Annotated in this window: 21 protein-coding genes and 1 tRNA gene; 9 read left to right on the forward strand and 13 right to left on the reverse strand. The window is 62.4% G+C overall.

Annotated elements, in window-relative coordinates; all coding sequences use genetic code 11:
• The first annotated feature begins 26 nt into the window (after positions 1 to 26).
• The 4 genes from ppnN (at position 27) to JKV55_RS13460 (ending at position 3,747) form a co-directional block, all read left to right on the forward strand.
• Positions 27 to 1,382, forward strand: a complete 1,356-nt coding sequence (ppnN, locus tag JKV55_RS13445) for a nucleotide 5'-monophosphate nucleosidase PpnN (protein WP_202086372.1) — start codon at positions 27 to 29, stop codon at positions 1,380 to 1,382.
• A 6-nt stretch (positions 1,383 to 1,388) separates the two neighbouring features.
• Positions 1,389 to 2,171: a flap endonuclease Xni gene (gene xni, locus JKV55_RS13450; RefSeq protein ID WP_202086384.1), complete on the forward strand. Its 783-nt coding sequence runs from the start codon at positions 1,389 to 1,391 to the stop codon at positions 2,169 to 2,171.
• An 80-nt stretch (positions 2,172 to 2,251) separates the two neighbouring features.
• Positions 2,252 to 3,259, forward strand: a complete 1,008-nt coding sequence (locus JKV55_RS13455; RefSeq protein WP_202086386.1) for an isocitrate dehydrogenase — start codon at positions 2,252 to 2,254, stop codon at positions 3,257 to 3,259.
• 95 nt (positions 3,260 to 3,354) lie between these two features.
• Positions 3,355 to 3,747, forward strand: coding sequence for a hypothetical protein (locus tag JKV55_RS13460; RefSeq protein WP_202086388.1), 393 nt, complete (start codon positions 3,355 to 3,357; stop codon positions 3,745 to 3,747).
• Here JKV55_RS13460 and rlmM read toward each other — a convergent pair.
• The 4 genes from rlmM to JKV55_RS13480 are packed head-to-tail and all read right to left on the reverse strand — an operon-like array spanning position 3,724 to position 6,710.
• Positions 3,724 to 4,815 carry a 23S rRNA (cytidine(2498)-2'-O)-methyltransferase RlmM gene (gene rlmM, locus JKV55_RS13465; RefSeq protein ID WP_202086400.1) on the reverse strand — a complete coding sequence of 364 codons (1,092 nt, stop codon included), beginning with the start codon at positions 4,813 to 4,815 and terminating at the stop codon, positions 3,724 to 3,726. The genes JKV55_RS13460 and rlmM overlap by 24 nt on opposite strands.
• The gene (locus JKV55_RS13470) at positions 4,812 to 5,198 is read right to left on the reverse strand and encodes a DUF423 domain-containing protein (protein WP_202086402.1); all 387 of its coding nucleotides are present in this window, start codon (positions 5,196 to 5,198) and stop codon (positions 4,812 to 4,814) included. Before JKV55_RS13470 ends, rlmM begins: the two co-directional genes overlap by 4 nt.
• A complete protein-coding gene (locus JKV55_RS13475) occupies positions 5,188 to 5,802 on the reverse strand; it encodes an alpha/beta family hydrolase (protein WP_202086404.1) in 615 nt (204 codons plus the stop codon). The genes JKV55_RS13470 and JKV55_RS13475 overlap by 11 nt, the downstream gene beginning before the upstream one ends.
• A complete protein-coding gene (locus JKV55_RS13480; RefSeq protein ID WP_202086414.1) occupies positions 5,799 to 6,710 on the reverse strand; it encodes a transcriptional regulator GcvA in 912 nt (303 codons plus the stop codon). Before JKV55_RS13480 ends, JKV55_RS13475 begins: the two co-directional genes overlap by 4 nt.
• Before the next feature lie 200 nt (positions 6,711 to 6,910).
• Between JKV55_RS13480 and JKV55_RS13485 the strand changes: the two genes are divergently transcribed.
• Together JKV55_RS13485 and JKV55_RS13490 are read left to right on the forward strand one after the other, a co-directional pair.
• On the forward strand, positions 6,911 to 7,531 hold the full coding sequence (locus JKV55_RS13485) for a DUF2726 domain-containing protein (RefSeq protein ID WP_202086416.1): 621 nt from the start codon (positions 6,911 to 6,913) through the stop codon (positions 7,529 to 7,531).
• 57 nt (positions 7,532 to 7,588) lie between these two features.
• Complete coding sequence (locus tag JKV55_RS13490; protein WP_202086419.1) at positions 7,589 to 8,122, forward strand: DUF3750 domain-containing protein; 534 nt, start codon at positions 7,589 to 7,591, stop codon at positions 8,120 to 8,122.
• On the opposite strand, the gene JKV55_RS13495 is transcribed toward JKV55_RS13490, so the two are convergent.
• The 6 genes from JKV55_RS13495 to dnaQ all read right to left on the reverse strand — a co-directional run bounded on the left by JKV55_RS13495 (position 8,123) and on the right by dnaQ (position 14,829).
• The gene (locus JKV55_RS13495) at positions 8,123 to 8,857 is read right to left on the reverse strand and encodes a 3'-5' exonuclease (protein WP_202086422.1); all 735 of its coding nucleotides are present in this window, start codon (positions 8,855 to 8,857) and stop codon (positions 8,123 to 8,125) included.
• A gap of 9 nt (positions 8,858 to 8,866) precedes the next feature.
• Entirely contained in the window at positions 8,867 to 10,738 is a 1,872-nt protein-coding gene (locus tag JKV55_RS13500; protein ID WP_202086424.1) for a putative nucleotidyltransferase substrate binding domain-containing protein, read from the reverse strand.
• Between the two features lie 81 nt (positions 10,739 to 10,819).
• Positions 10,820 to 12,457 (reverse strand): BCCT family transporter, encoded by a 1,638-nt coding sequence (locus JKV55_RS13505; protein WP_202086427.1) that lies wholly within the window; start codon positions 12,455 to 12,457, stop codon positions 10,820 to 10,822.
• A 297-nt stretch (positions 12,458 to 12,754) separates the two neighbouring features.
• A tRNA-Asp gene (locus tag JKV55_RS13510) sits at positions 12,755 to 12,831 on the reverse strand.
• A 136-nt stretch (positions 12,832 to 12,967) separates the two neighbouring features.
• Positions 12,968 to 14,095, reverse strand: coding sequence for a hypothetical protein (locus JKV55_RS13515; RefSeq protein ID WP_237332846.1), 1,128 nt, complete (start codon positions 14,093 to 14,095; stop codon positions 12,968 to 12,970).
• Positions 14,092 to 14,829, reverse strand: coding sequence for a DNA polymerase III subunit epsilon (dnaQ, locus tag JKV55_RS13520; RefSeq protein ID WP_202086445.1), 738 nt, complete (start codon positions 14,827 to 14,829; stop codon positions 14,092 to 14,094). Before dnaQ ends, JKV55_RS13515 begins: the two co-directional genes overlap by 4 nt.
• A 146-nt stretch (positions 14,830 to 14,975) precedes the next feature.
• Between dnaQ and rnhA the strand changes: the two genes are divergently transcribed.
• Positions 14,976 to 15,437 (forward strand): ribonuclease HI, encoded by a 462-nt coding sequence (rnhA, locus tag JKV55_RS13525; RefSeq protein ID WP_202086451.1) that lies wholly within the window; start codon positions 14,976 to 14,978, stop codon positions 15,435 to 15,437.
• Here the strand turns inward: rnhA and JKV55_RS13530 are convergent.
• Entirely contained in the window at positions 15,425 to 16,141 is a 717-nt protein-coding gene (locus tag JKV55_RS13530) for a class I SAM-dependent methyltransferase (protein ID WP_202086454.1), read from the reverse strand. The genes rnhA and JKV55_RS13530 overlap by 13 nt on opposite strands.
• Before the next feature lie 47 nt (positions 16,142 to 16,188).
• On the opposite strand from JKV55_RS13530, the gene gloB reads away from it, so the two are divergent.
• Together gloB and JKV55_RS13540 are read left to right on the forward strand one after the other, a co-directional pair.
• Positions 16,189 to 16,959 (forward strand): hydroxyacylglutathione hydrolase, encoded by a 771-nt coding sequence (gene gloB, locus JKV55_RS13535; protein ID WP_202086466.1) that lies wholly within the window; start codon positions 16,189 to 16,191, stop codon positions 16,957 to 16,959.
• Positions 16,960 to 17,022: 63 nt separating this feature from the next.
• Positions 17,023 to 18,432, forward strand: a complete 1,410-nt coding sequence (locus tag JKV55_RS13540) for a LysM peptidoglycan-binding domain-containing protein (RefSeq protein WP_202086479.1) — start codon at positions 17,023 to 17,025, stop codon at positions 18,430 to 18,432.
• A 33-nt stretch (positions 18,433 to 18,465) separates the two neighbouring features.
• Here the strand turns inward: JKV55_RS13540 and JKV55_RS13545 are convergent, their stop codons facing one another.
• Entirely contained in the window at positions 18,466 to 19,299 is an 834-nt protein-coding gene (locus tag JKV55_RS13545; RefSeq protein ID WP_202086481.1) for an endonuclease/exonuclease/phosphatase family protein, read from the reverse strand.
• A complete protein-coding gene (gene yciA / locus JKV55_RS13550) occupies positions 19,277 to 19,675 on the reverse strand; it encodes an acyl-CoA thioester hydrolase YciA (protein ID WP_202086492.1) in 399 nt (132 codons plus the stop codon). Before yciA ends, JKV55_RS13545 begins: the two co-directional genes overlap by 23 nt.
• Positions 19,676 to 19,689: the final 14 nt, after the last annotated feature.

The following is a 19,689-nucleotide window of genomic DNA, read 5'->3' on the forward strand; positions in this document are numbered from 1 at the left end:
TAATAACATCATTCACGGGAGTGACCATGATCACCCATATTAATCCGGTTGGCAGCATGAACCTGCTGTCACAACTCGAGGTCGATCGCCTCAAGCAGTCCGCTTCCGGCGATCTGTACCAGCTGTTTCGCAACTGCGCCCTGGCGGTACTCAACTCCGGCAGTAAAACCGACAGTTCCAAGGAAATACTGGAACGATATAAATCTTTTGACATCAATGTGATACGCCGTGAACGCGGGGTTAAACTGGAGCTGTTCAACCCACCGGAGCACGCCTTCGTCGATGGCGAAATCATCCGCGGCATTCAGGAGCATCTGTTCTCGGTACTGCGGGACATCATCTATGTCAACAGCCAGCTGCAGGGCGCCGGACAGTTCAACCTGACCTCGTCGCTGCATATCACCGACCTGGTGTTCGCCATAGTGCGCAACGCCCGGGCGGTGCATCCGGGAGCCGATCCCAACCTGGCGGTATGCTGGGGCGGGCACTCCATCAACCCGGTGGAATACCAGTACACCCGCGAAGTCGGCAGCGAGCTGGGCCTGCGGGAAATGAACATCTGCACCGGCTGTGGCCCCGGCGCCATGGAGGGCCCCATGAAAGGCGCCGCCGTCGGCCATGCCAAGCAACGGGTGACCGGCAGCCGCTATATCGGCCTGACCGAGCCCTCCATCATCGCCGCCGAGCCCCCCAATCCCATCGTCAACGAACTGGTGATCCTGCCGGATATCGAGAAGCGGCTGGAAGCCTTTGTGCGCCTGGCCCATGGCATCATCATCTTCCCCGGCGGCGTGGGGACGGCGGAGGAAATCCTCTATATCCTCGGCATCATGATGCATCCGGAAAACCGCCATCAGCCCATGCCCATCATCCTCACCGGTCCCAAGGAGAGCGCCAGCTACTTCCGCAGCGTGGACGAGTTTATCGGCAACACTCTGGGCGCCGAGGCGCAGTCCCTGTATCAGATCATCATCGATGATCCGGCCGAGGTGGCACGACGGGTCAAGAATGCCATGCCGCTGGTGCGGGACTATCGCAAGTCGGTGGGGGATGCCTATTCCTTCAACTGGTCCCTGAAGATAGAGCCGGAATTCCAGCTGCCCTTCATCCCGAATCATGACAGCATGGCCAACCTCAACCTGCACTGGGAGCAGGCGCCCCAGCAACTGGCCGCCAACCTGCGCCGTGCCTTCTCCGGCATAGTGGCGGGCAACGTCAAGGAGGGGGGCATCCGCGCCATCGAGAAGAAGGGCCCCTTCCTGATCAATGGCGATCCCAAGCTGATGAAGATGATGGACAAACTGCTGCAGCAGTTTGTAGAGCAGCAACGGATGAAACTGCCGGGCTCGACCTATGTGCCCTGCTACCGCATCAACCGCTGATCTTCCATGCAGTTACTGGTCCTCGATGCCCTCAACCTGATCCGTCGGCTCTATGCGGTGCAGGAAGCTCGGCAACGGGATCCGGCGGCCGCCCTGGTGGCCACCGGGGCGGCCCTGCACCACGCCGCCGGCCGGTTGCTCGCCCAGTTCAATGCCAGCCATGTGGTGGCCGTGTTTGATGGGGCGCCCACCGGTTTTCGCCACCGGCTCTACCCCGCCTACAAATCCGGCCGCAAGCCCATGCCTGCCGCCCTCGCCGCCTATCTCGGCGAATTGCAGCAGGGCCTTTGGCAACAGGGGATCGATGCCCTGCTGTCCGATACCGATGAAGCCGACGACCTGGTGGCCACCCTGGCCAATACCCTGGCACGGCGCGGTTTGGCCACCACCATCGTCTCCACCGACCAGGGCTTCTGCCAGCTGCTCGGCCCCCATACCCGAGTCTGGGATCCCTTCAACCAGCGTTGGCTCGACGCGGCTTATGTGCAACAACACTATGGCCTGTCGTCCTCGCAGCTGGTGGATTACTGGGCCCTGACCGGCGTCTCCGGCAGCCAGATCAAGGGCGTGCCCGGAATAGGCCCCAAACGGGCCAAAGCCCTGCTGCAACAATTCGGCAACCTGGACCGGCTGCTCGCCAGCCCCCCCGCCAGCAAAGAGGAACATAGCGTCCACCGGCATAAACACGAGGCCTTGCTGGCCAGGCAGCTGGTCAGACTGGTGGATGATATCGAGCTTGGCTTTAACCTTAAGGATTTGCGATACCGGCCTTCAACGAAAGGGCCATAGGCAAAATACGATAAAAATGTTATAAAAGCCGCGCAAAACAACGTCCCCTACCTCTGTAACTGATAACGGAAAAACTGCCCATGAGTAAACGCAGTATCACCGTGATCCCGGGCGACGGCATTGGTCCCAGCATTATCGATGCCGCCCTGCAAATTCTGGATCACGCCGGTTGTGATTTTCACTACGACTACGCCGATGCCGGCCTGATGGCCCTGGAAAAACACGGTGAACTTCTCCCCCAAGCGACCCTCGACCTGATTGCCAACAACAAAATTACCCTGAAAGGCCCTCTGACTACCCCGGTCGGCGGCGGCTTCACCTCCATCAACGTCTCGCTGCGCAAGCTGTTCAACCTGTACGCCAACGTCCGCCCCGTGGTGTCCTTCGAAGGCACCAGGAGCCGGTTCGAGAACATCGACATCATCACTATCCGGGAAAATACCGAAGGCATGTACTCGGGCGCCGGTCAGAAGCGCTCCGAGGACAACGCCAGTGCCGAGGCGATGAGCATCATCACCCGCGAGGGCGCCGAACGCATCGTGGTGTTCGCCTATGAGCTGGCCCGCAACGAAGGCCGCAAGAAGGTCACCATAGTACACAAGGCCAATATCCTGAAGTCCACCTCCGGCCTGTTCCTGGACGTGGCCCGGGAAGTAGCCAAGCGCTACCAAGATATCGAAACCAACGAGATGATCGTGGATGCGGCCTGCATGAACCTGGTGATGTATCCCGAGCGGTTCGACGTCATCGTTACCACCAACCTGTTCGGCGACATTCTCTCGGATCTGTGCGCCGGCCTGGTGGGTGGCCTGGGCATGGCCCCCGGGGCCAATATCGGCAAGGAGGTGGCGATTTTCGAGGCGGTGCACGGCTCGGCGCCGGACATCGCCGGCCAGAATATCGCCAACCCCTGCTCGGTGATCCTGGCCTCCATCCAGATGCTGGAACACCTGGGCATGCAGGACAAGGCCCGCCAGATCCGCGAAGCGGTGCGCAAGACCATCGCCGAAGGCAAGACGGTCACCCGCGACCTGGGCGGCAACGCCAGCACCACCGAGTTTACCCAGGCGATTATCGCCAACCTGTAACGCAGCAGGGGGCCAGCGGCCCCCTGTTTCTTTCCTGCCTGCTCGCCCCCGCCTCGCTGCTATAGTTAGCTATATGGACGAACGAGGCGACGATCATGGACAGTCGACTGATACTGGTTTTTCTGTTTCTACCCTTGCAGACGCAGGCTCAGGAACTGCGCTTTACCATAGATCCCCAACAGCTGATCAGCGATAGCCCCAAGAAGCGTTACGGCCTGGATATCGAGCTGCGGGAAAACGAGGATGGCAACGCCCGGCTGACCGCCTATCCCCGGTTGCAACTGTCGACGGAAAGCTCGGTGAGCCTGTCGATGAAGGACTACAGGCCCAACCTGAACCTGGACGGCGGCGGCTACAAGGCCTCGCTCAGGCTCAGGGGCGATGGCGTCAGGCTCAACATCAGGCCCCGGGATCCCCGCAACCACCTGGAGATGGACATCAAGGTGACCGACGACGAATCCAGCCTAGACCTTAGGTACAAGTTTTGACACCTTGCGCGGCTGGAACACGTGCACGGTGATCTCTTCCCGGTCGTGATACAGCTGCTTGGCCTGCACCTGGAAACCGCCCAGCTCCTCCAGCTTTTCCTTCAACTGCTGCAGGTTATAGACCGCCTCGGCATAGCGCCTCTTCATGGGCAGCTTGAGGTTGAACATGGCTTCCTGGCAATCTTCACTGATCAGCCAGTCCGCCATCAGCGCCACCACCCGGGCCGGCTTCTCCACCATGTCGCACACCAGCCAGTAGACGTTCTTGCGCACCGGCCGCCACTTGAAGCCGTCTTCCCGATAGTGCTTGACCTGACCGGTGTCCATCAAGGTCGGGCTCATGGGGCCGTTATCCACCGCCGCCACCATCATGCCCCGGGCCACCAGCTGGTAGGTCCAGCCGCCGGGCGCCGCGCCCAGATCCACCGCCCGCAGGCCGGAGGTCAGGCGGGTTTCCCATTCTTCGCGGGGGATAAACACATGGAAGGCCTCTTCCAGCTTGAGGCTGGAGCGGCTCGGCGCGTCGGCGGGGAAGCGCAGCCGGGGAATGCCCATGTGGAAAGGCGAATGATTGTAGGAGTAGGAATACCCGATGATCAGCTGATTGTTGGCCAGGAAAAACAGATGCAGAGTCGGCCTGTTCCGAGTCTCGTTCTTGGTCAGCAGCTCCTTGCCGCGCAGGGCTTGGCGCACCGGCACGGTAAACTTGCGGCAAAAACGCGACAGCTCCTTGCCCTCGTTGGTATCCGGTGTTTCCACCCGGATATCGCCGCACAGCGGCATACCCGCCGCCGCCTCCAGCACCGGGGTGATGCGATCATCGAGCGGTAGTTCCTTCAGTTCGGCCCAGATCACCAGCATCTGGCGGGCGAAGATCAACTCCCGGAACGGCAGCTTGCGCGCCAGCAAATCACCGTCTTCCGGCTGGAAGCATTCATACACCACAAAGCCGCTGTCGTCCTTGGCTCGGGCAAAACCGGGACATCCCATGGCCGCCGCCCTGTCCTGAATTTCCGCTGCCGCCTCTTTCTCGAATCCGGGACGACAATAAATCAATAACTGTTTCATTCAGACCTCAACCAGGTACGACCGGCCAGCAGTAAACTCAACCAACCAGCCATAAAACTCACTCCTCCCAGGGGAGTCAGCCAACCAATGCCTTTGATGCCAAACAGCACCATGGCATAAATACTGCCGCTGAACAGCAACACGCCCAGGGCAAACAACGCGGCCGCCACATGCAGGGCCTTGACCGGCCGTGAATGCAGCGCCACCACCACCAGCAGCAACGCCAGGGTATGATAAAACTGATATTGCACCGCGGTATTGAAAGCATCGACCAGGGCCTCCGACCGACCGCTTGCCGCCAGCCCGTGGGCGCCGTAGGCCCCCAGGCCGGTGGCGCTCAGGCCCAGTCCGCCCGCCAAATAGAACCAGAGTCTAACGAGCAAGCACAAACCTCCTCATGCCGGCCACCACCGTCGCCAGGTTGCGCTCCAGGGTGAAACCCGAGGCCTTGCGCGGGCTGAAACTGTGGTCACCGTCGTTCACCCACAGCGTTTCAACCCCCTCCGCCAAATCGTAACCGGCTACCGCCTCCCGGTTGCCGAAGGTATCCCGCTCCCCCTGCACCAGCAGGGTAGGCGTGACTATCGTGGCCAGATGCTGGCCGCGAAACCGCTCCGGCTTGCCCGGCGGATGGAAGGGAAAGCCCAGCAGGACCAGCCCCTCGGGCGCGAGTTCGTCGGCCACCAGCGACGCCATGCGACCGCCCATCGACTTGCCTGCCAGAAACAGCCCGGGATGGGCGAATTCCGCCGCCATCTCCCGCCAGCAGGCCAGCAATACCGGCTCCCGGTCCGGCGGTCGCTTGCGCCCGTCATCCCGGGTTTTCTGCATATAGGGAAACTCGAAGCGGATCACCTGGATCTCGGCATCGGCCAGGCCTTCGGCCAGCCGTCGCATCACCTCGTGTTCCATGCCGGCACCGGCGCCATGGGCCAGCAGCACCCGGTGGTCGGCGTTATCCGGGCCGTCTATCAATACCTTGTTCATCCGTTCAGGGCCTTCTGTTTCTCTTCCTTGATCACCAACGCCAGCATCCACTCGCGGAAGGCGGCAATCTTGCCCAGTGCCGCCTGGGATTCATGACACACCAGGTAGTACGCATTCTTGGACATCAACACCTGCTCGAAGGGACACACCAGGCGGCCCGCATCGATTTCCGGCTGGGTCAGCACACTGTGCCCCAGGGCGACTCCCTGGCCGTGAATGGCGGCCTGGATCACCATGGAGGAATGGCTGAAAATCGGACCCTGATTGACGTTCGCCGCCTGGATATCCAGCTGCTTGAACCAGGCTTTCCAGTCCCGGCGCGAAGTATCGTGCAGCAGGGTATGACGGGTCAGATCCTCCGGGGTCTTCAGCGGCTTGGTGCCCATCAGCAGCATCGGCGAGCATACCGGGATCAGGTACTCGGTATGCAGCTTGTCGGCCCGCAGCCCCGGCCAGTTGCCCTTGCCGTAATAAATCGCCACGTCCACATCGTCGGTGAGCGAGCCCTCGTCCAGATCCACCGCCTTGATGCGCACATCGATATCCGGATGCACCTCGCTGAATCGCACCAGCCGGGGGACCAGCCACTGGATCGCGAAGCTCGGCTGCAGGCTCACGGTCAGCGCCCCCTTGGCGCTGCGCGCCAGCAGCCGCTCGGTGGCATCGGAGATGGCGGAAAAAATATCCTTGATCTCCAGGAAGTAACTCTGTCCTTCTTCGGTCAGCAGCAGGGAGCGGTTGCGCCGCCGGAACAGTTTGATGCCCAGGTATTCCTCCAGCCCCTTGATTTGATGACTGATCGCCGCCTGGGTCACGAACAGTTCTTCCGCCGCCCGGGTGAAGCTCAGGTTGCGGGCGGCCGCCTCGAACGCCTTGAGCGCGTTGAGCGGGGGAAGTCGCCGGGACATCGATACCTCGATAAGGTTTTCTAATGGCGGGGATTATAGGTGGCCGGCGAACGACAAGCCAGCACCGCCACCAGAAAGCGGCACAATAGTTGCCTGATGACGGTGCGGCGGCCATCCGCCGCTATTCTGTTTATCCACCGTCCTCTGCTACACTGGGCGGGTTTTCTCCCACTCCGACTCAGCGAACAACCCAGGATCCCATGACTGATCTGCTTCCCGTATCCCTGCTTGACTGGCTGATGTTCAGCCTCGCGGCCCTGCTGGTGTTATTGGTCTCGCTCGGCCTGTTGCGCCGACTGTGGCGCGGCACCCCAAAGCAACCCTATCGGCAGAGACTGCTGTTCAGTCCCGAAGCCGCGAGCGCCCTCCGCTTGCTGGACAGCGCCCTGGGGCGGGAGCTGCGGGTGTTTGCCGCCGTCCGTCTGAGCGATCTGCTGGAGCTGAATCCGGTGTTGAAGAAGGCGCACCGGGAGCAGGCCTGGCATGAACTCTACGGCGAAAGACTGGATTTTGTGCTCTGCTCGCCTAAAGATCTTAAGGTGAGGGTTGGCGTGATGCTGGTGGATGACAGCCTGAGCAAGACCGACGGGCGCCAGCGCCAGCGGCTGCTGCAACATATCAGCGAGGCCGGGCTGCCGCTTGTCCACCTCTCACCCAAAGACTGGCCCAGCCCGGAGGCGCTGCGCCAGGAAATCCTGGACACCATCAGCCAGCGCCCCTTCACCCAGTCCCCAACCGGCCGGGGCCGGGTAGAGCCGGTGATCCGCCTGTCCGACGAGGCGTTGCCGGAAGACAACGACGAGCCCCGATTCCGGCTTTGAGTGCCACTGGCCGCCACTCCGCTCTTGTCGGTGTTCACTGCAGATTAAGGAGACACCATGATCAGGTTGTGCCTATTGCTCTTTCCCCTGCTGCTCGGTGGTTGCACCAGCGATGGCTGGCAGTCCGCCAGCCGGGCTCCCGCCGGCATAGCGCCGGATCCGGCCACCACCCCGGAAGCGGTGATTCAGGTCTATGGGGCCGACGCCTGGGGCTGGCGCGGCTGGTTTGCGGTACATACCTGGATTGCGGTCAAACCCAGCAACGCCGAGCAATATACCGTCTTCGAGGTGATCGGCTGGCGCACCCGCCGCGGCCTGCCCGCGCTGCGGATAGCGCAGGACTACCCGGACCGTTACTGGTTCGGGGCCAGGCCCCAAATCCTGCTCGACAGACGCGGGCCGGACGTCGACGGGTTGATCGACAAAATTGAACAGGCGGCCCGGGATTACCCCTGGAAGCACGAATACCGGCTCTTTCCCGGTCCCAACAGCAACACCTTTCCGGCCTGGGTCGCCCGGCGGGTACCCGAACTGGGCCTGAATTTGCCGTTCAGTGCCATCGGCAGCAGTTGGGCCCGCAAGCTCCCCTGATCAGCACCACAGCTCCCGCAGCGGCGTGTCCGGGCGGTAATGATAGGCGATTTGTGCCTGCAGCAACTCGGCGGTGGCCAGGGCATCGGTCTGGGCATGATGGGGCTGGTAGTAAGGCAGGTGATAACGGCCGCGGCTGTCGGCCAGGCGGATGGACACCGGCTTGCGCCCCCGCAGCCGGTCCCAGAGCCCGAGCTGCCTGCGCCGGTGCAGCCTGGCTTCCAGCGCCATGGTATCCACCACCGGAAAGCGGATGCCCTCGTTCAGCCTGGCCCGCAGGGCCCTGTCCAGGAAGCCCCGCTCGATGGCCCTGTGATGCACCACCACCACGCGCCCGGCCAGGGCACAGAGCAGCTCGTCCAGCACCAGCAGCAAATCCGGGGCCGTCTTGATTTCCGCATGGGTAATGCCATGGATCACCACCGACTCCCCGGCCAGGGGTTTGTGCGGATTGAGGATCCAGTGCCTGGCCTCCCGGCAGCGGATGCGCCGCAGGCTGAAGGGAACCAGCCCGATGCTGACGATGGCGTCCTTGCCGGGATTCAGGCCGGTGGTTTCAAAGTCCATGGCCACAAAAGGCACCTCGGCCAGGGGCATGTCGCCGCCGGCGGCCCCGGCCCGGTAATAACGCTCCAGCCGGTAATCCCGGGCGCTGCGCGCCAGTTGCTCGAACAGCACCGGCCACTCGGGCGGCGGTGCGCCACGGCCTTCGGGCTCGGGCCCCAAGTAGAGCATGTCGACCCCTTAGCCCCGGTTGGGCTGGTAACGAAACTTCAGGAACTTCTGGGCATGGCGGAGGATCTGGAAGGCGTCTTTCAGGTTCCTGCGCTCGAAGTCCGACAGCGTCTCGGGCTCGATATTGTTGTCGGGCTCCCGCCCGGCTGCCAGGTCCAGCGCCTGATGACGGATCCGCACCATGGCGATAAACTCCATCGCGTCCCGCAGATCCGGCCCCCTGCCCTTGGGCAGTACCCCCGCCTCGATCACATCCTTGAGCCGCTCGAAGGAATTCTGCGCCCGGGAGCCTATCGCCAGCGCATGTACCCGGATCAAATCCGCCAGGGGCGCCGTCCCCCGCCGTTTCAGGTTGATGGAATTATTGTGCTTGCCGTCCTGCTCCATCACGAACGCCTTGAAAAAGCCGAGCGGCGGGGTGCGATTGAGGGCGTTGCGCGCCATGCAGGCCAGAAAGCGGGGGCTGCGCCTCGCCCGCCGCGCAATCAGGGCGTTGAGCTGTTCGGCCCACTCGGTCTTGCCAAAGACACCGGCCAGATCGAAAAAAATCGAACTGTGCAGCAGAGACTCCGGGCTGGGGTTGTCGATCCAGTCGTTGAAGCAGTGCTCCCATTGCTGCCGGGTCTTCTGCCACTGCACATTGGTCGCCATGATGCCCCCCTTGCAGTAGCCGTAGCCGCAGGCGGCCAGGCCGTCGCAGACGTAACGGCCGAGGGCGGCAAAGTAGTCGCCGTCCCGGGACGGATCGTAGCGGTTATCGAGAATAATGGCGTTGTCCTGATCGGTGACGATCAACTGCTCATCCCGCGCCATCGAGCCCAGCGCCAGGAAGCAGTAAGGCACCGGCGGCGGCCCCAGTTCGCTTTCGGCCAGCTCCAGCAGCCGCTGCTTGAAGCTGCGGCCGATCACCGCCATGGCACTGCCAATCATCTGTGAATTGGCATCCTCGTTGACCATGCGTAGAAAGCTGGCCCGCACATCCTGGGCCACCAGCGCCAGTTCCTCTGGGCTGTGCGCCCGGAAGATATGCCGTACCACAAACAGGCTGTTGCGCGACTCGTAACGCATGACGTCCGACAAGGCGATGACGCCCACCGGCCGGCCCCGATGCAGCACCGGCAGGTGATGCAGGTTGTAACGCAGCATGGTGAGCATGGCCTCGAACACGAACTGGCCGCTTTCCAGCGCGACCAGATCCGCCGACATCACCTCCGCCACCGGGGTCTGCAACGGCAGTCCCGCCGCCAGCACCCGGGTGCGCAGATCCCGGTCGGTAAGAATGCCGGCCACCCCCCCATCATCCGCTGGCGACTCGGGGTGCAGCACCAGGATGGAAGACACCCCTTCTTCGGTCATTCTCTGGGCCGCCTCCTGCACCGAGGCCGCCAGGGAAATGGTCACCGGCGCGCGGCTGATCAGCTCGCGCACCGAGGAGGTCATCAGTTCATTGGCACTCTCCTGCCGGGACAGCGTCTGCCGCAACCGGGTCCTGTCCTCCACCTCGACGAAATCGGCGAAAGACTCGAACTCGGCACAGAGCTCGTGGAACAGGGTTTCGGGCAGGCAATACAGCAGGGTATCCTCCAATGCCGACGCCGCCAGCCTGACCCTGTTGTTCATCAGCAGTCCCATCTGGCCGAACAGGCTGCCTTCGCTCAGGCGGTTGTAGAGCTCGCCGCTGCGCCGGTAGATCTCCACCGCCCCGCTGCGTACCAGGTAGAGATCATGCACCTGATCGCCATAGTTCAGTATCGGGGTACCGGCCCGGTAATAGGCCACTTCCACCTGGCCCGCGACCTGCTCGAGGACGGCATCCGGCAAGCTATCAAAGGGAGCAAACTGGCGTATGAATCCGAGAATTTCGATCTGTTCAACTTCCATGGTCTGGCTCTTCGAGTGCAGGAAAGTAAACGGGGCAGACCGTACCAGCCAACTGCCCCGACGCCTTCGCGTACCAGCGACTTAACTTGCCTTCGGCTCCGACGCCAGCCCCTTGAGCAGGGAGACACAGGCAACCAGCAGCACTATGGTAAAGGGAAAGCCGGTGGACACCGCCATCGCCTGCAGGGCGACCAGGCCGCCGCCCAGGATCAGGGCTATCGCCACCAGGCCCTCGAAGGTGCACCAGAATACCCGCTGCGGCTTGGGTGAATTGACCTTGCCGCCGGCTGAAATGGTATCGATCACCAGAGAGCCCGAGTCGGAGGAGGTCACGAAGAACACCACCACCAGTATGATGCCGATAAAGGAGGTGAGCTGTGCCAGCGGCAGCGCATCCAGCATGATGAACAGCTGCAGCGGCAGTGCCGCTTCGGCCACCGACTGATAGCCGTCGTTGACCAGCTGGCTGATGGCGGTACCGCCGAAGGCGGTCATCCACAGCACGCAGGCGGCGGACGGCACCAGCAGCACCGACACCAGGAACTCCCGCACGGTACGGCCCCGGGATACCCGCGCGATAAACATGCCGACGAAGGGGGACCAGGAGATCCACCAGGCCCAGTAGAAGGCGGTCCAGCCCTGGGAGAAGTTGGCATCTTCCCGGCCTATCGGGTTGGACAGGGCGGGCAAATTTTCCACGTAAGCGGCCAGGTTGGCGAAAAAGCCGGTCACTATGGCGAGGGTCGGCCCCACTATGACCACGAACAGCAGCAGCAGGGCCGCCAGCACCATGTTGATCTCCGACAACCGCTTAACCCCCGCATCCAGCCCGGCCAGTACCGAAAGGGTGGCAATCGCGGTGATCCCGATCACCAGCACCACTTCGGTGGTGGTACCGAGCGGCAGGCCGAACAGATAATTCAGACCGGCACTGGCCTGGGCGGCTCCCAGCCCCAGGGAGGTGGCCAGGCCGAACAGGGTCGCCACCACCGCCAGGACATCGATGATATGGCCCGGCCAGCCCCAGACCCGCTCGCCCAGCAGCGGATAGAACACCGAGCGCACCGTCAGCGGCAGGCCCTTGTTGAAGGAGAAGATCGCCAGCCCCAGGGCCAGCACCGCATAAATCGCCCAGGGGTGCAGCGCCCAGTGATAGATGGTGGCCGACATGCCCAGCCGCCGGGCGGCTTCCGCATCGCCGGCGGCCGCCCCCAGCGGTGCCCAGTCGGTACGCACGCCGTTTTCGACACTGATGCCGCCCATGGCGCTACCGAAATGGGACAGCGGCTCGGACACCCCGTAAAACATCAGGCCGATCCCCATGCCGGCGGCAAACAGCATCGAAAACCAGCCCAGGTAGCTGAAATCCGGTTTGGCCTCGGTACCGCCGATGCGTACCCGCCCCAGCGGCGACAGGATCAGCCCCAGGCACACCAGTACGAAAATATTACCCGAAATAAGGAAAAACCAATCCAGCTTGGCGGTGAGCCAGCCGCGCAGCTCAGCGAACAGGGGACCCACCTGATTCTGGAACGCCAATGTCAGGAACACGAAGACCACGATGGCCAGCCCGGAAATCATAAACACCCGGTTATGGATATCCAGCCCGAACGGACCTATCTGCAATGCGATATTATCCTGCCCTATCTGGTAATCGGTATCGATGGGATTGACCTTCCCCTCCGGGGCCATCACCTCATGGTTCTCTTTCTCGGTCATATTCTGCACCTTTAATGATTAGAGTCGTAATAAAGGGTGAACACCTAAAGATAGCATAAAAATGTAACAAAATTACACTCTTAGCAAAAATGAGAGGATGCTTCGTACAGGGTGAGCAAAGTGTCGCAATAACCACCGACATTAATATCAGCCGCCACCGCGAACAACATCGCCCACCAAGGATTAACGGTGACAGCCTGACGGCAGGCTCCCGGCGAAGCCTGCTCGCCACCGGGGCCGAATGAAGTAAACGACAGGAACGAAAAAGGCCACCCTGAGGTGGCCTTTTTCTGGAATTGGCGGAGCGGACGGGGCTCGAACCCGCGACCCCCGGCGTGACAGGCCGGTATTCTAACCAACTGAACTACCGCTCCGTTGCCTGAGACTGCTTGCTTCAGGCGACACGGATAGTAATTCCCCCGGTGGGAGGGGTCAAGGGTAAAATGATACTTTTCGGCTGCTTGCGCGCTTTTTAGCCTAAACACCAAATAATACACAATCAGGTACGGCTCAGAGCCCTTCCGCCCGCTTGCTGGCCGCCTTTTTACGCCATAGCCAAAGCGCGCCCCCACTCAGCAGCAGAAGCAGGGCTCCCCCACCAAGCAGATAAGGCCAGAGCAGCCAGAGCGGCGTCTGCTTCACCGGGCTTGCGGCAGGAGCCGAGACCGGAGGCAACACCCGTACCACCTGTTCGGCCAGGTCCAGCTGAATTTCACGCCCGTCCCGGGTGGTCGCAAAGGCCCGGCCCTGCCAGCGATAGTTGCCGGGTTGCCGGGCGTCGGGCAGTTCAATGACCCGGCCCTGCCCGGAAATCGGCAACGTCTGCCCCAGTGGATTGCTCAACTCGCCGGTCACCACCAGGGTATCGGGCTGCAGCTCGCCGTCGGCCTCCAGGTTGAGCCGCCAACGCCCTTCGGCATCGGGTGTCGAAAACCTCAGGTTGAGCGGCATGGGATAAACCAGCAGCTCCTGCTGGTAAGTTCGCGCCAGGACCTGATTGGTGGTTTGTGCCTGAAACAGATACTGGCCGGGCAGGGTGTCGAAAACCAGCTCCGCCGTCATCTTGCCGTCACCGGGATAGGCGTCCAGGCCGGTGCCGTCATCGGCAAAGTGCCCGATCAGCTGCGGCGCTTGGGCAAAGCGATCGCCGTCACTGCCGAGCTGGCTGACCAGTTGAGCATGCAGTGACAAGCCATCGAGATAGTAGGCGGCATCCAGGGTGGTGTCGGCATATTTCAGCTCGGCGTCCAGCTTGAGCACCTCGCGCTGATAAATTCGCGGTGGCAGCGGCTCCAGCTGCAGACGAAACACGCTGACCAGCGAAATTCCCCGCTGTTCATCGATCTTTCCGGTGGCCTGCCAGGGGCCGGGCTCGGGCTGCCACAGGGTGATCACATCCCGCTGGGAAGTGGAGGCCCAGTTGATATGATCCGGATGGCGCTGATAGTAATACTTGCTGCCATCGGGGCGGATCAATACCACGGGGGCGCTCTCTTGCTCCCGCTCGATGAACAGGGTGACCGCGGAAATGGAGGGGTCGATGCGAAAGGTATTGCTCAGCCAGCGCGCATTCTGTTCATTGGCGCTCCCCGCCCCGGCCATGGCCGACAACAGCACGAAATACAGCAGCCCCCTCATTCCCCACGCCACAGGCAACTGCCCCCTTTCTTCATCACCAGATCCAGCCGGGCCTCATGCGCCTGCAGCTCCTGGGTGCCGGCCCGGATCACCTTGAGCGCCGGCCGCGCCGCGCTCAGGCGGCGGATGCCCTGGGCATTGGCCCCCTCTTGCTGGCCGGTGTCGCTCTGCAGGTTCAACTTGGTCTGGCCACCGGTCATCAACAGGTACAGGTCGGCCAGGATCTCGGCATCGAGCAAGGCCCCGTGCAGGGTTCGGTGGCCGTTGTCTATGCCGTAACGATCACAGAGCGCATCCAGGTTGTTGCGCTTGCCGGGGAACAGCTGCCGGGCCAGGGCCAGGGTATCGGTGATCTTGCATAACCGGGCCATGCGCTCCGGCCGCCCCATCAGCTCCATTTCATAGTCGAGGAAGCCGACGTCGAAGGGCGCGTTATGGGCCACCAGCTCGGCCCCGGAGACGAAGGCAAGGAATTCGTCGACCTTGGCGGTAAACGCCGGTTTGTCCGCCAGAAACGCATCGGTAATACCATGCACCTGAATGGCTTCTTCATCGACCTTGCGATCCGGCTTGAGATAGACATGGAAATGCCGGCCGGTCAGGCGGCGGTTGATGACCTCCACGCAACCGATTTCGATCACCCGGTGCCCCAGGTAATGGGGCCCGGCATCCATGTTCATACCGGTCGTTTCCGTATCCAGAACAATTTGCCGATGATGGCTTTGCTGGGTCATCGCTGTTTCCTCCGCACAAGACGGCGCCAGTATAAATAACCGGGCCGGAGAGTGCCACCGAGGTCGTGGCATCATGCGGGATCCGGACTGGCCCGGGCCCCTCGGCTGTGGCAGACTTCGCCTTTATTTGCATATCGTGGGTGAGCATGAAACACATCCAGCTTTACACCGATGGCTCCTGCCTCGGCAACCCGGGCCCGGGCGGCTATGGCGCCATACTGATCTACAAACAGCATCGCAAAGAACTGAGCCGGGGTTATCGCCTCACGACCAACAATCGCATGGAATTGATGGCGGCCATCGCCGGGCTCGGCGCCCTCAGCCATGGCTGCGAGGTCGAGCTGACCACCGACAGCCAGTATGTGCGCCAGGGCATCACCCAGTGGATCAACGGCTGGAAGCGCAACAACTGGAAAACCGCCGCCAAAACGCCGGTTAAGAATGCCGATCTATGGCAACAGCTGGATACCCTGTGCCAGCAGCACAAGGTGCACTGGCACTGGGTCAAGGGTCACTCGGGGCATCCGGAAAATGAACGTTGCGACGAACTGGCCCGGGACGCCGCCTTGCATGATGCGGCCAACGAAGACGTCGGCTACTCGCGCTGACGCGCCATGCCCGGCTGGGCCAGGGCATTGCGTACCGGTTTCAGCTCCCGGATCGGCGTCAGCGGAAAGCGCCGTTTGCGCGCCAGTATGATATACACCGCCGCCAGCGAAGGACAGAAGCGCGGACAGAGCCGGCCACGCCAGCGGCCGGGGAGCGCAAACTGCATCACGCGGGTAAACCCCAGGTAATCCCGTTCGATCACCTCGAATCCCAGCAACTTGAGCCAGTCCTCCAGCCGGCCCGGCGCCAGCATATGGCGCCAGCGCGGCAATCGCCGCCGCAGGGCCGGCAGGGCACAGGCCAGCCCGGCACTGCTGTAGGGGTTGAAACCGGTGACGATCAGCCAGCCGTCATCCCGCAGGGCAATTTCGGTTTCCCGCAGGATGGCGTGGGGATGCTCGCTGTAATCCAGCACATGGGCCAGCAAGCAGGCATCCAGGCTGCCGGGGGCAAAGGGCATGGCGGTGGCGTCCGCCTGCAGATCCATGCCGTCGAAGGGGAACTGTCCCATCACCACCGACTGCCGGATCCGGCTCTTGTCCAACGACAGGGCGGCACCCAGGGCATCGATCTTGAGCAGGTTGAAACCGAACAGGCCCGGCGCCCACTCATCCAGGCGCAACTGCAGCTGTTCGGCGACCTGGCAGCCGCGCGGCAACTGCTGCCAACGTTCCGGTATCTGCGCTGTACTGGCTGATTTCATGACGCCTCTGATAAGCTAATGCACAACACGACCACAAGGACAGCATCATGCCCAACATCAGTCCCATCCCTGCCTTTAACGATAACTATATCTGGCTGATAAGCAATGGCAACAGTGCCGCCGTGGTGGATCCCGGGGATGCGGCCCCGGTGGCCCGGGCACTGGCGGAACGCAGCCTGACCCTGGACGCCATCCTGATCACCCACCATCACCGGGATCATACCGGCGGGGTCAAGGCCCTGCTGGCCCGCTGGCCCGAAGCCAGGCTTTATGCCCCGGCCGCCGAGCCGATGCCGGCGGCGAGCGGCACCGCCCTGCAGGAGGGCGATCGCCTCACCTTGCCGAGCCTGGGGCTCGAACTCGAGGTCATGGCCGTACCCGGCCACACCCTGGGCCATATCGCCTATCACGGCCAGGGGCTGCTGTTCTGCGGCGACACCCTGTTCTCGGGGGGCTGCGGCCGGTTGTTCGAGGGGACGCCGCAGCAGATGCACCTGTCCCTCTCCCGGCTGGCCGCCCTGCCGGAAGACACCAAGGTTTATTGCACCCACGAGTACACCCAGGCCAACCTGGCGTTTTGCCATGCAGTGGAACCCAATAACCCCGAACTGAAAAAATACCTGCAAAACGTGGCCAAATTGCGCCAGCAGGGCCTCCCTACCCTGCCCAGTTCCATCGGCCTGGAAAACGCCGTCAATGTCTTCCTGCGCGCCCATGTTCCGGGGGTCCGGGCCGCGGCCCAGCACCACGCCATGGCGGAGTTAAATGGAGACGCCGAAGTGTTCGCCGCACTTCGCCGCTGGAAGGACGATTTTTAACTAACTTGATTAAACTGCTCACAAAGCATACACTGGCCGCCGTTTTTGTGAGACGCAGACACCATGAGAAGACTCTGTATTTTATCCAGTGCCTTGCTCCTGGCGGGCTGCCAGGCGATGCCGGCCGACTCGGCACGGCATCCCTATGGCCATCAGGAAACAGGTGGAGGGCAAGCGGCGCACAGCCAGCTTTACCCGAAATCGGCGGCATATTCGTCGCTCAGGGTACAAAGTAAACCAGCTGCCGACGGTGGTCGGGTTTACCGTAACGTACCCCACTCATCGAGCAACCGGCAGCATCGCCAGCAAGCCGAAGCCCGGCAACAGAACCTGTGGCTGGAGCTGGCCGGGCAGATGCAACTCGACATGCCGTTGGATCACCCCAGGGTGGTCGCCCAACGCAACTGGTACCTGAAACACCCGGCATACATGCGTTCCGTATCCGAACGCGCCAGACCTTTTCTCTATCTCATCAAGGAAGAGATAGAGAAGCGGAACATGCCGATGGAACTGGTACTGTTGCCGGTGGTGGAAAGCACCTTCGATCCCAAGGCCTATTCCCGCGGGCACGCGGCCGGTCTGTGGCAGATGCTGCAGGGCACCGGCAAGAACTTCGGCCTGCACTACGACAGCTGGTATGACGGCCGTTACGATGTCATGGCCTCGACCCGGGCGGCACTCGACTACCTGGAATACCTGCATGGGTTTTTCGATGGCGACTGGCTGCATGCACTGGCGGCCTATAACTCCGGGGAAGGCCGGGTGCAGCAGGCCATCAAGGCCAACCGCCGGCAGGGTAAACCGACCGATTACTGGTCCCTGTCCCTGCCCAAGGAAACCCAGAACTACTTGCCCAAGCTGCTGGCCCTGGCCGATATCCTGAAGCACCAGAACCACTACGGCATGGATGTACCGGCAGTACCCAATCGTCCCCAGGTGACGGTGGTGGAAGTGGAAGGACAGGTGGACCTGAACATGGCCGCCGACCTGGCCGGGATGAACCGCAACCAGCTCAAGCAGTTGAACCCCGGCTTCAAGAAAGCCGCCACCTCGCCGGCCCGCAATGCCGAAATCCTGGTGCCGGTGAGCCATGCCCAGGGCTTCGAGCTGGCCATGGCCGACCGTCCCCAGCAGGAGCGCCGGGAATTCCAGCGTTACCAGGTCAGGGGCGGCGACAGCCTGGGCGTCATCGCCCGTCGCCACGGCACCAGCATCGAAGCCATCAGGCAGGCCAATAACCTGAGCGGCAATACCATTCGGGTGGGGCAGACCCTGATGCTGCCCTCGGCGGCCCGCGTAGCCTCACCTTCGGCCTCCGACGGTGTGTATCTGGTCAAGGCCGGCGACTCGCTGTCGGCCATCGCTAGCCGCTTCAGCGTGAGCATTACCGATCTGCTGCGCTGGAACCGGCTACCCGACCAGGACAGCCTGCGCGCCGGGCAACGATTGATAGTGTCGGTGAATTCCGGCTGAACCAGAAGGGAGCCCATGCGGCTCCCTTTTCTTTTACGATTCTTCCAGGACGCGGAATACCGCCTTGATCGGCCCGTGATCGGAGGCGGTGGAGGTCATGCTCCGGGCCTGTTCCAGCTGCAGACCCCGATAGAATACCGAGTCGAGCGGATAGCCGGCGAAACGGGTTCGATTGTCCTCTGCCAGTGTCATTTCCTGCAACTGCTCCCGCTCCGCCCAGTGCCGGAGCAGACGATCCCGGCGCGTGTTCCAGCGGTTGAAATCACCGGCCACGATCACCGGCCCCCGGTAGCCCCCGATAACGTCGCTGATGAGGTCGAGCTGCTCCTGGTAGCTGCGGCCACGCAGGGAAAAGTTGATCGCATGCAGATTCACCACCAGCAGTGGCTCAGGCTCTGCGGCCAGAGGGTGGTGGCTGAACAGCTGCGACTTGGGGATCCGGGTCACCGGCTCCACCACCCGCTGGCCGCAGGCCTGCAGTGCCTCCCCCGGCGCGGCGGTCAGCACGCCCTGGGGAGCCCCCCGCCAGTTGAAGGCCGGCACCTGGAACCAGCGGTAGCCCCGCTCCTGCAACCAGTGGTGCAGCTCCTCGGTACCGCTGGCCTCTTGCAGCAACAGCAGCTCGGCATCTTCCGCCCAGTCATCAAGCTCGGAACGCCAATCGCCCTGCTGCTTGTAGATATTCCAGCTCAGCAGGGTAAAGCGCGCCGGCAAGGGCCGGGATTCGGCAGGCGATGGATACTGGCAGGGCTCGGAAACCGACTCGAGCCGGTCGTTCAGCAGCAGGGGTTCCGGCACCTCCATACAGCCGCCCAGCAGCAGGGCCGCCCCCAGAAAAAGTGCCTTATGCCGGTTGCGGCACGGCACGGGGACAGCCATGTTCGTCGATGGCCACGTAGACAAACTGGGCCCCGGCCACCCGATAACGGGGGCCGCTCTCCGGCACCAGCACCGGCTTGACCCAAACCTCCACGCCTATGGTCATGGAGCTGCGGCCTATCTTGAGCAATTCGCCATAGCAGCAGACCACGTCGCCCACCTGCACCGGCCGGGAAAACATCATCTCATTCACCGCCACTGTGCACACCCGGCCCAGGGCGATGTCATTGGCCAGCAGGCTGCCCCCCAAATCCATCTGGGACATGATCCAGCCGCCGAAAATATCGCCGTTGGCATTGGTGTCCGCCGGCATCGCCATGGTTCGCAGCAGCATTTCCCCTCTGGGGCTAAGTTCTTCGGTCATTTATGCAAAAATCT

The organism is Zobellella iuensis (genome assembly GCF_016746085.1).
In the GTDB taxonomy this organism is placed as follows: domain Bacteria; phylum Pseudomonadota; class Gammaproteobacteria; order Enterobacterales; family Aeromonadaceae; genus Oceanimonas; species Oceanimonas iuensis.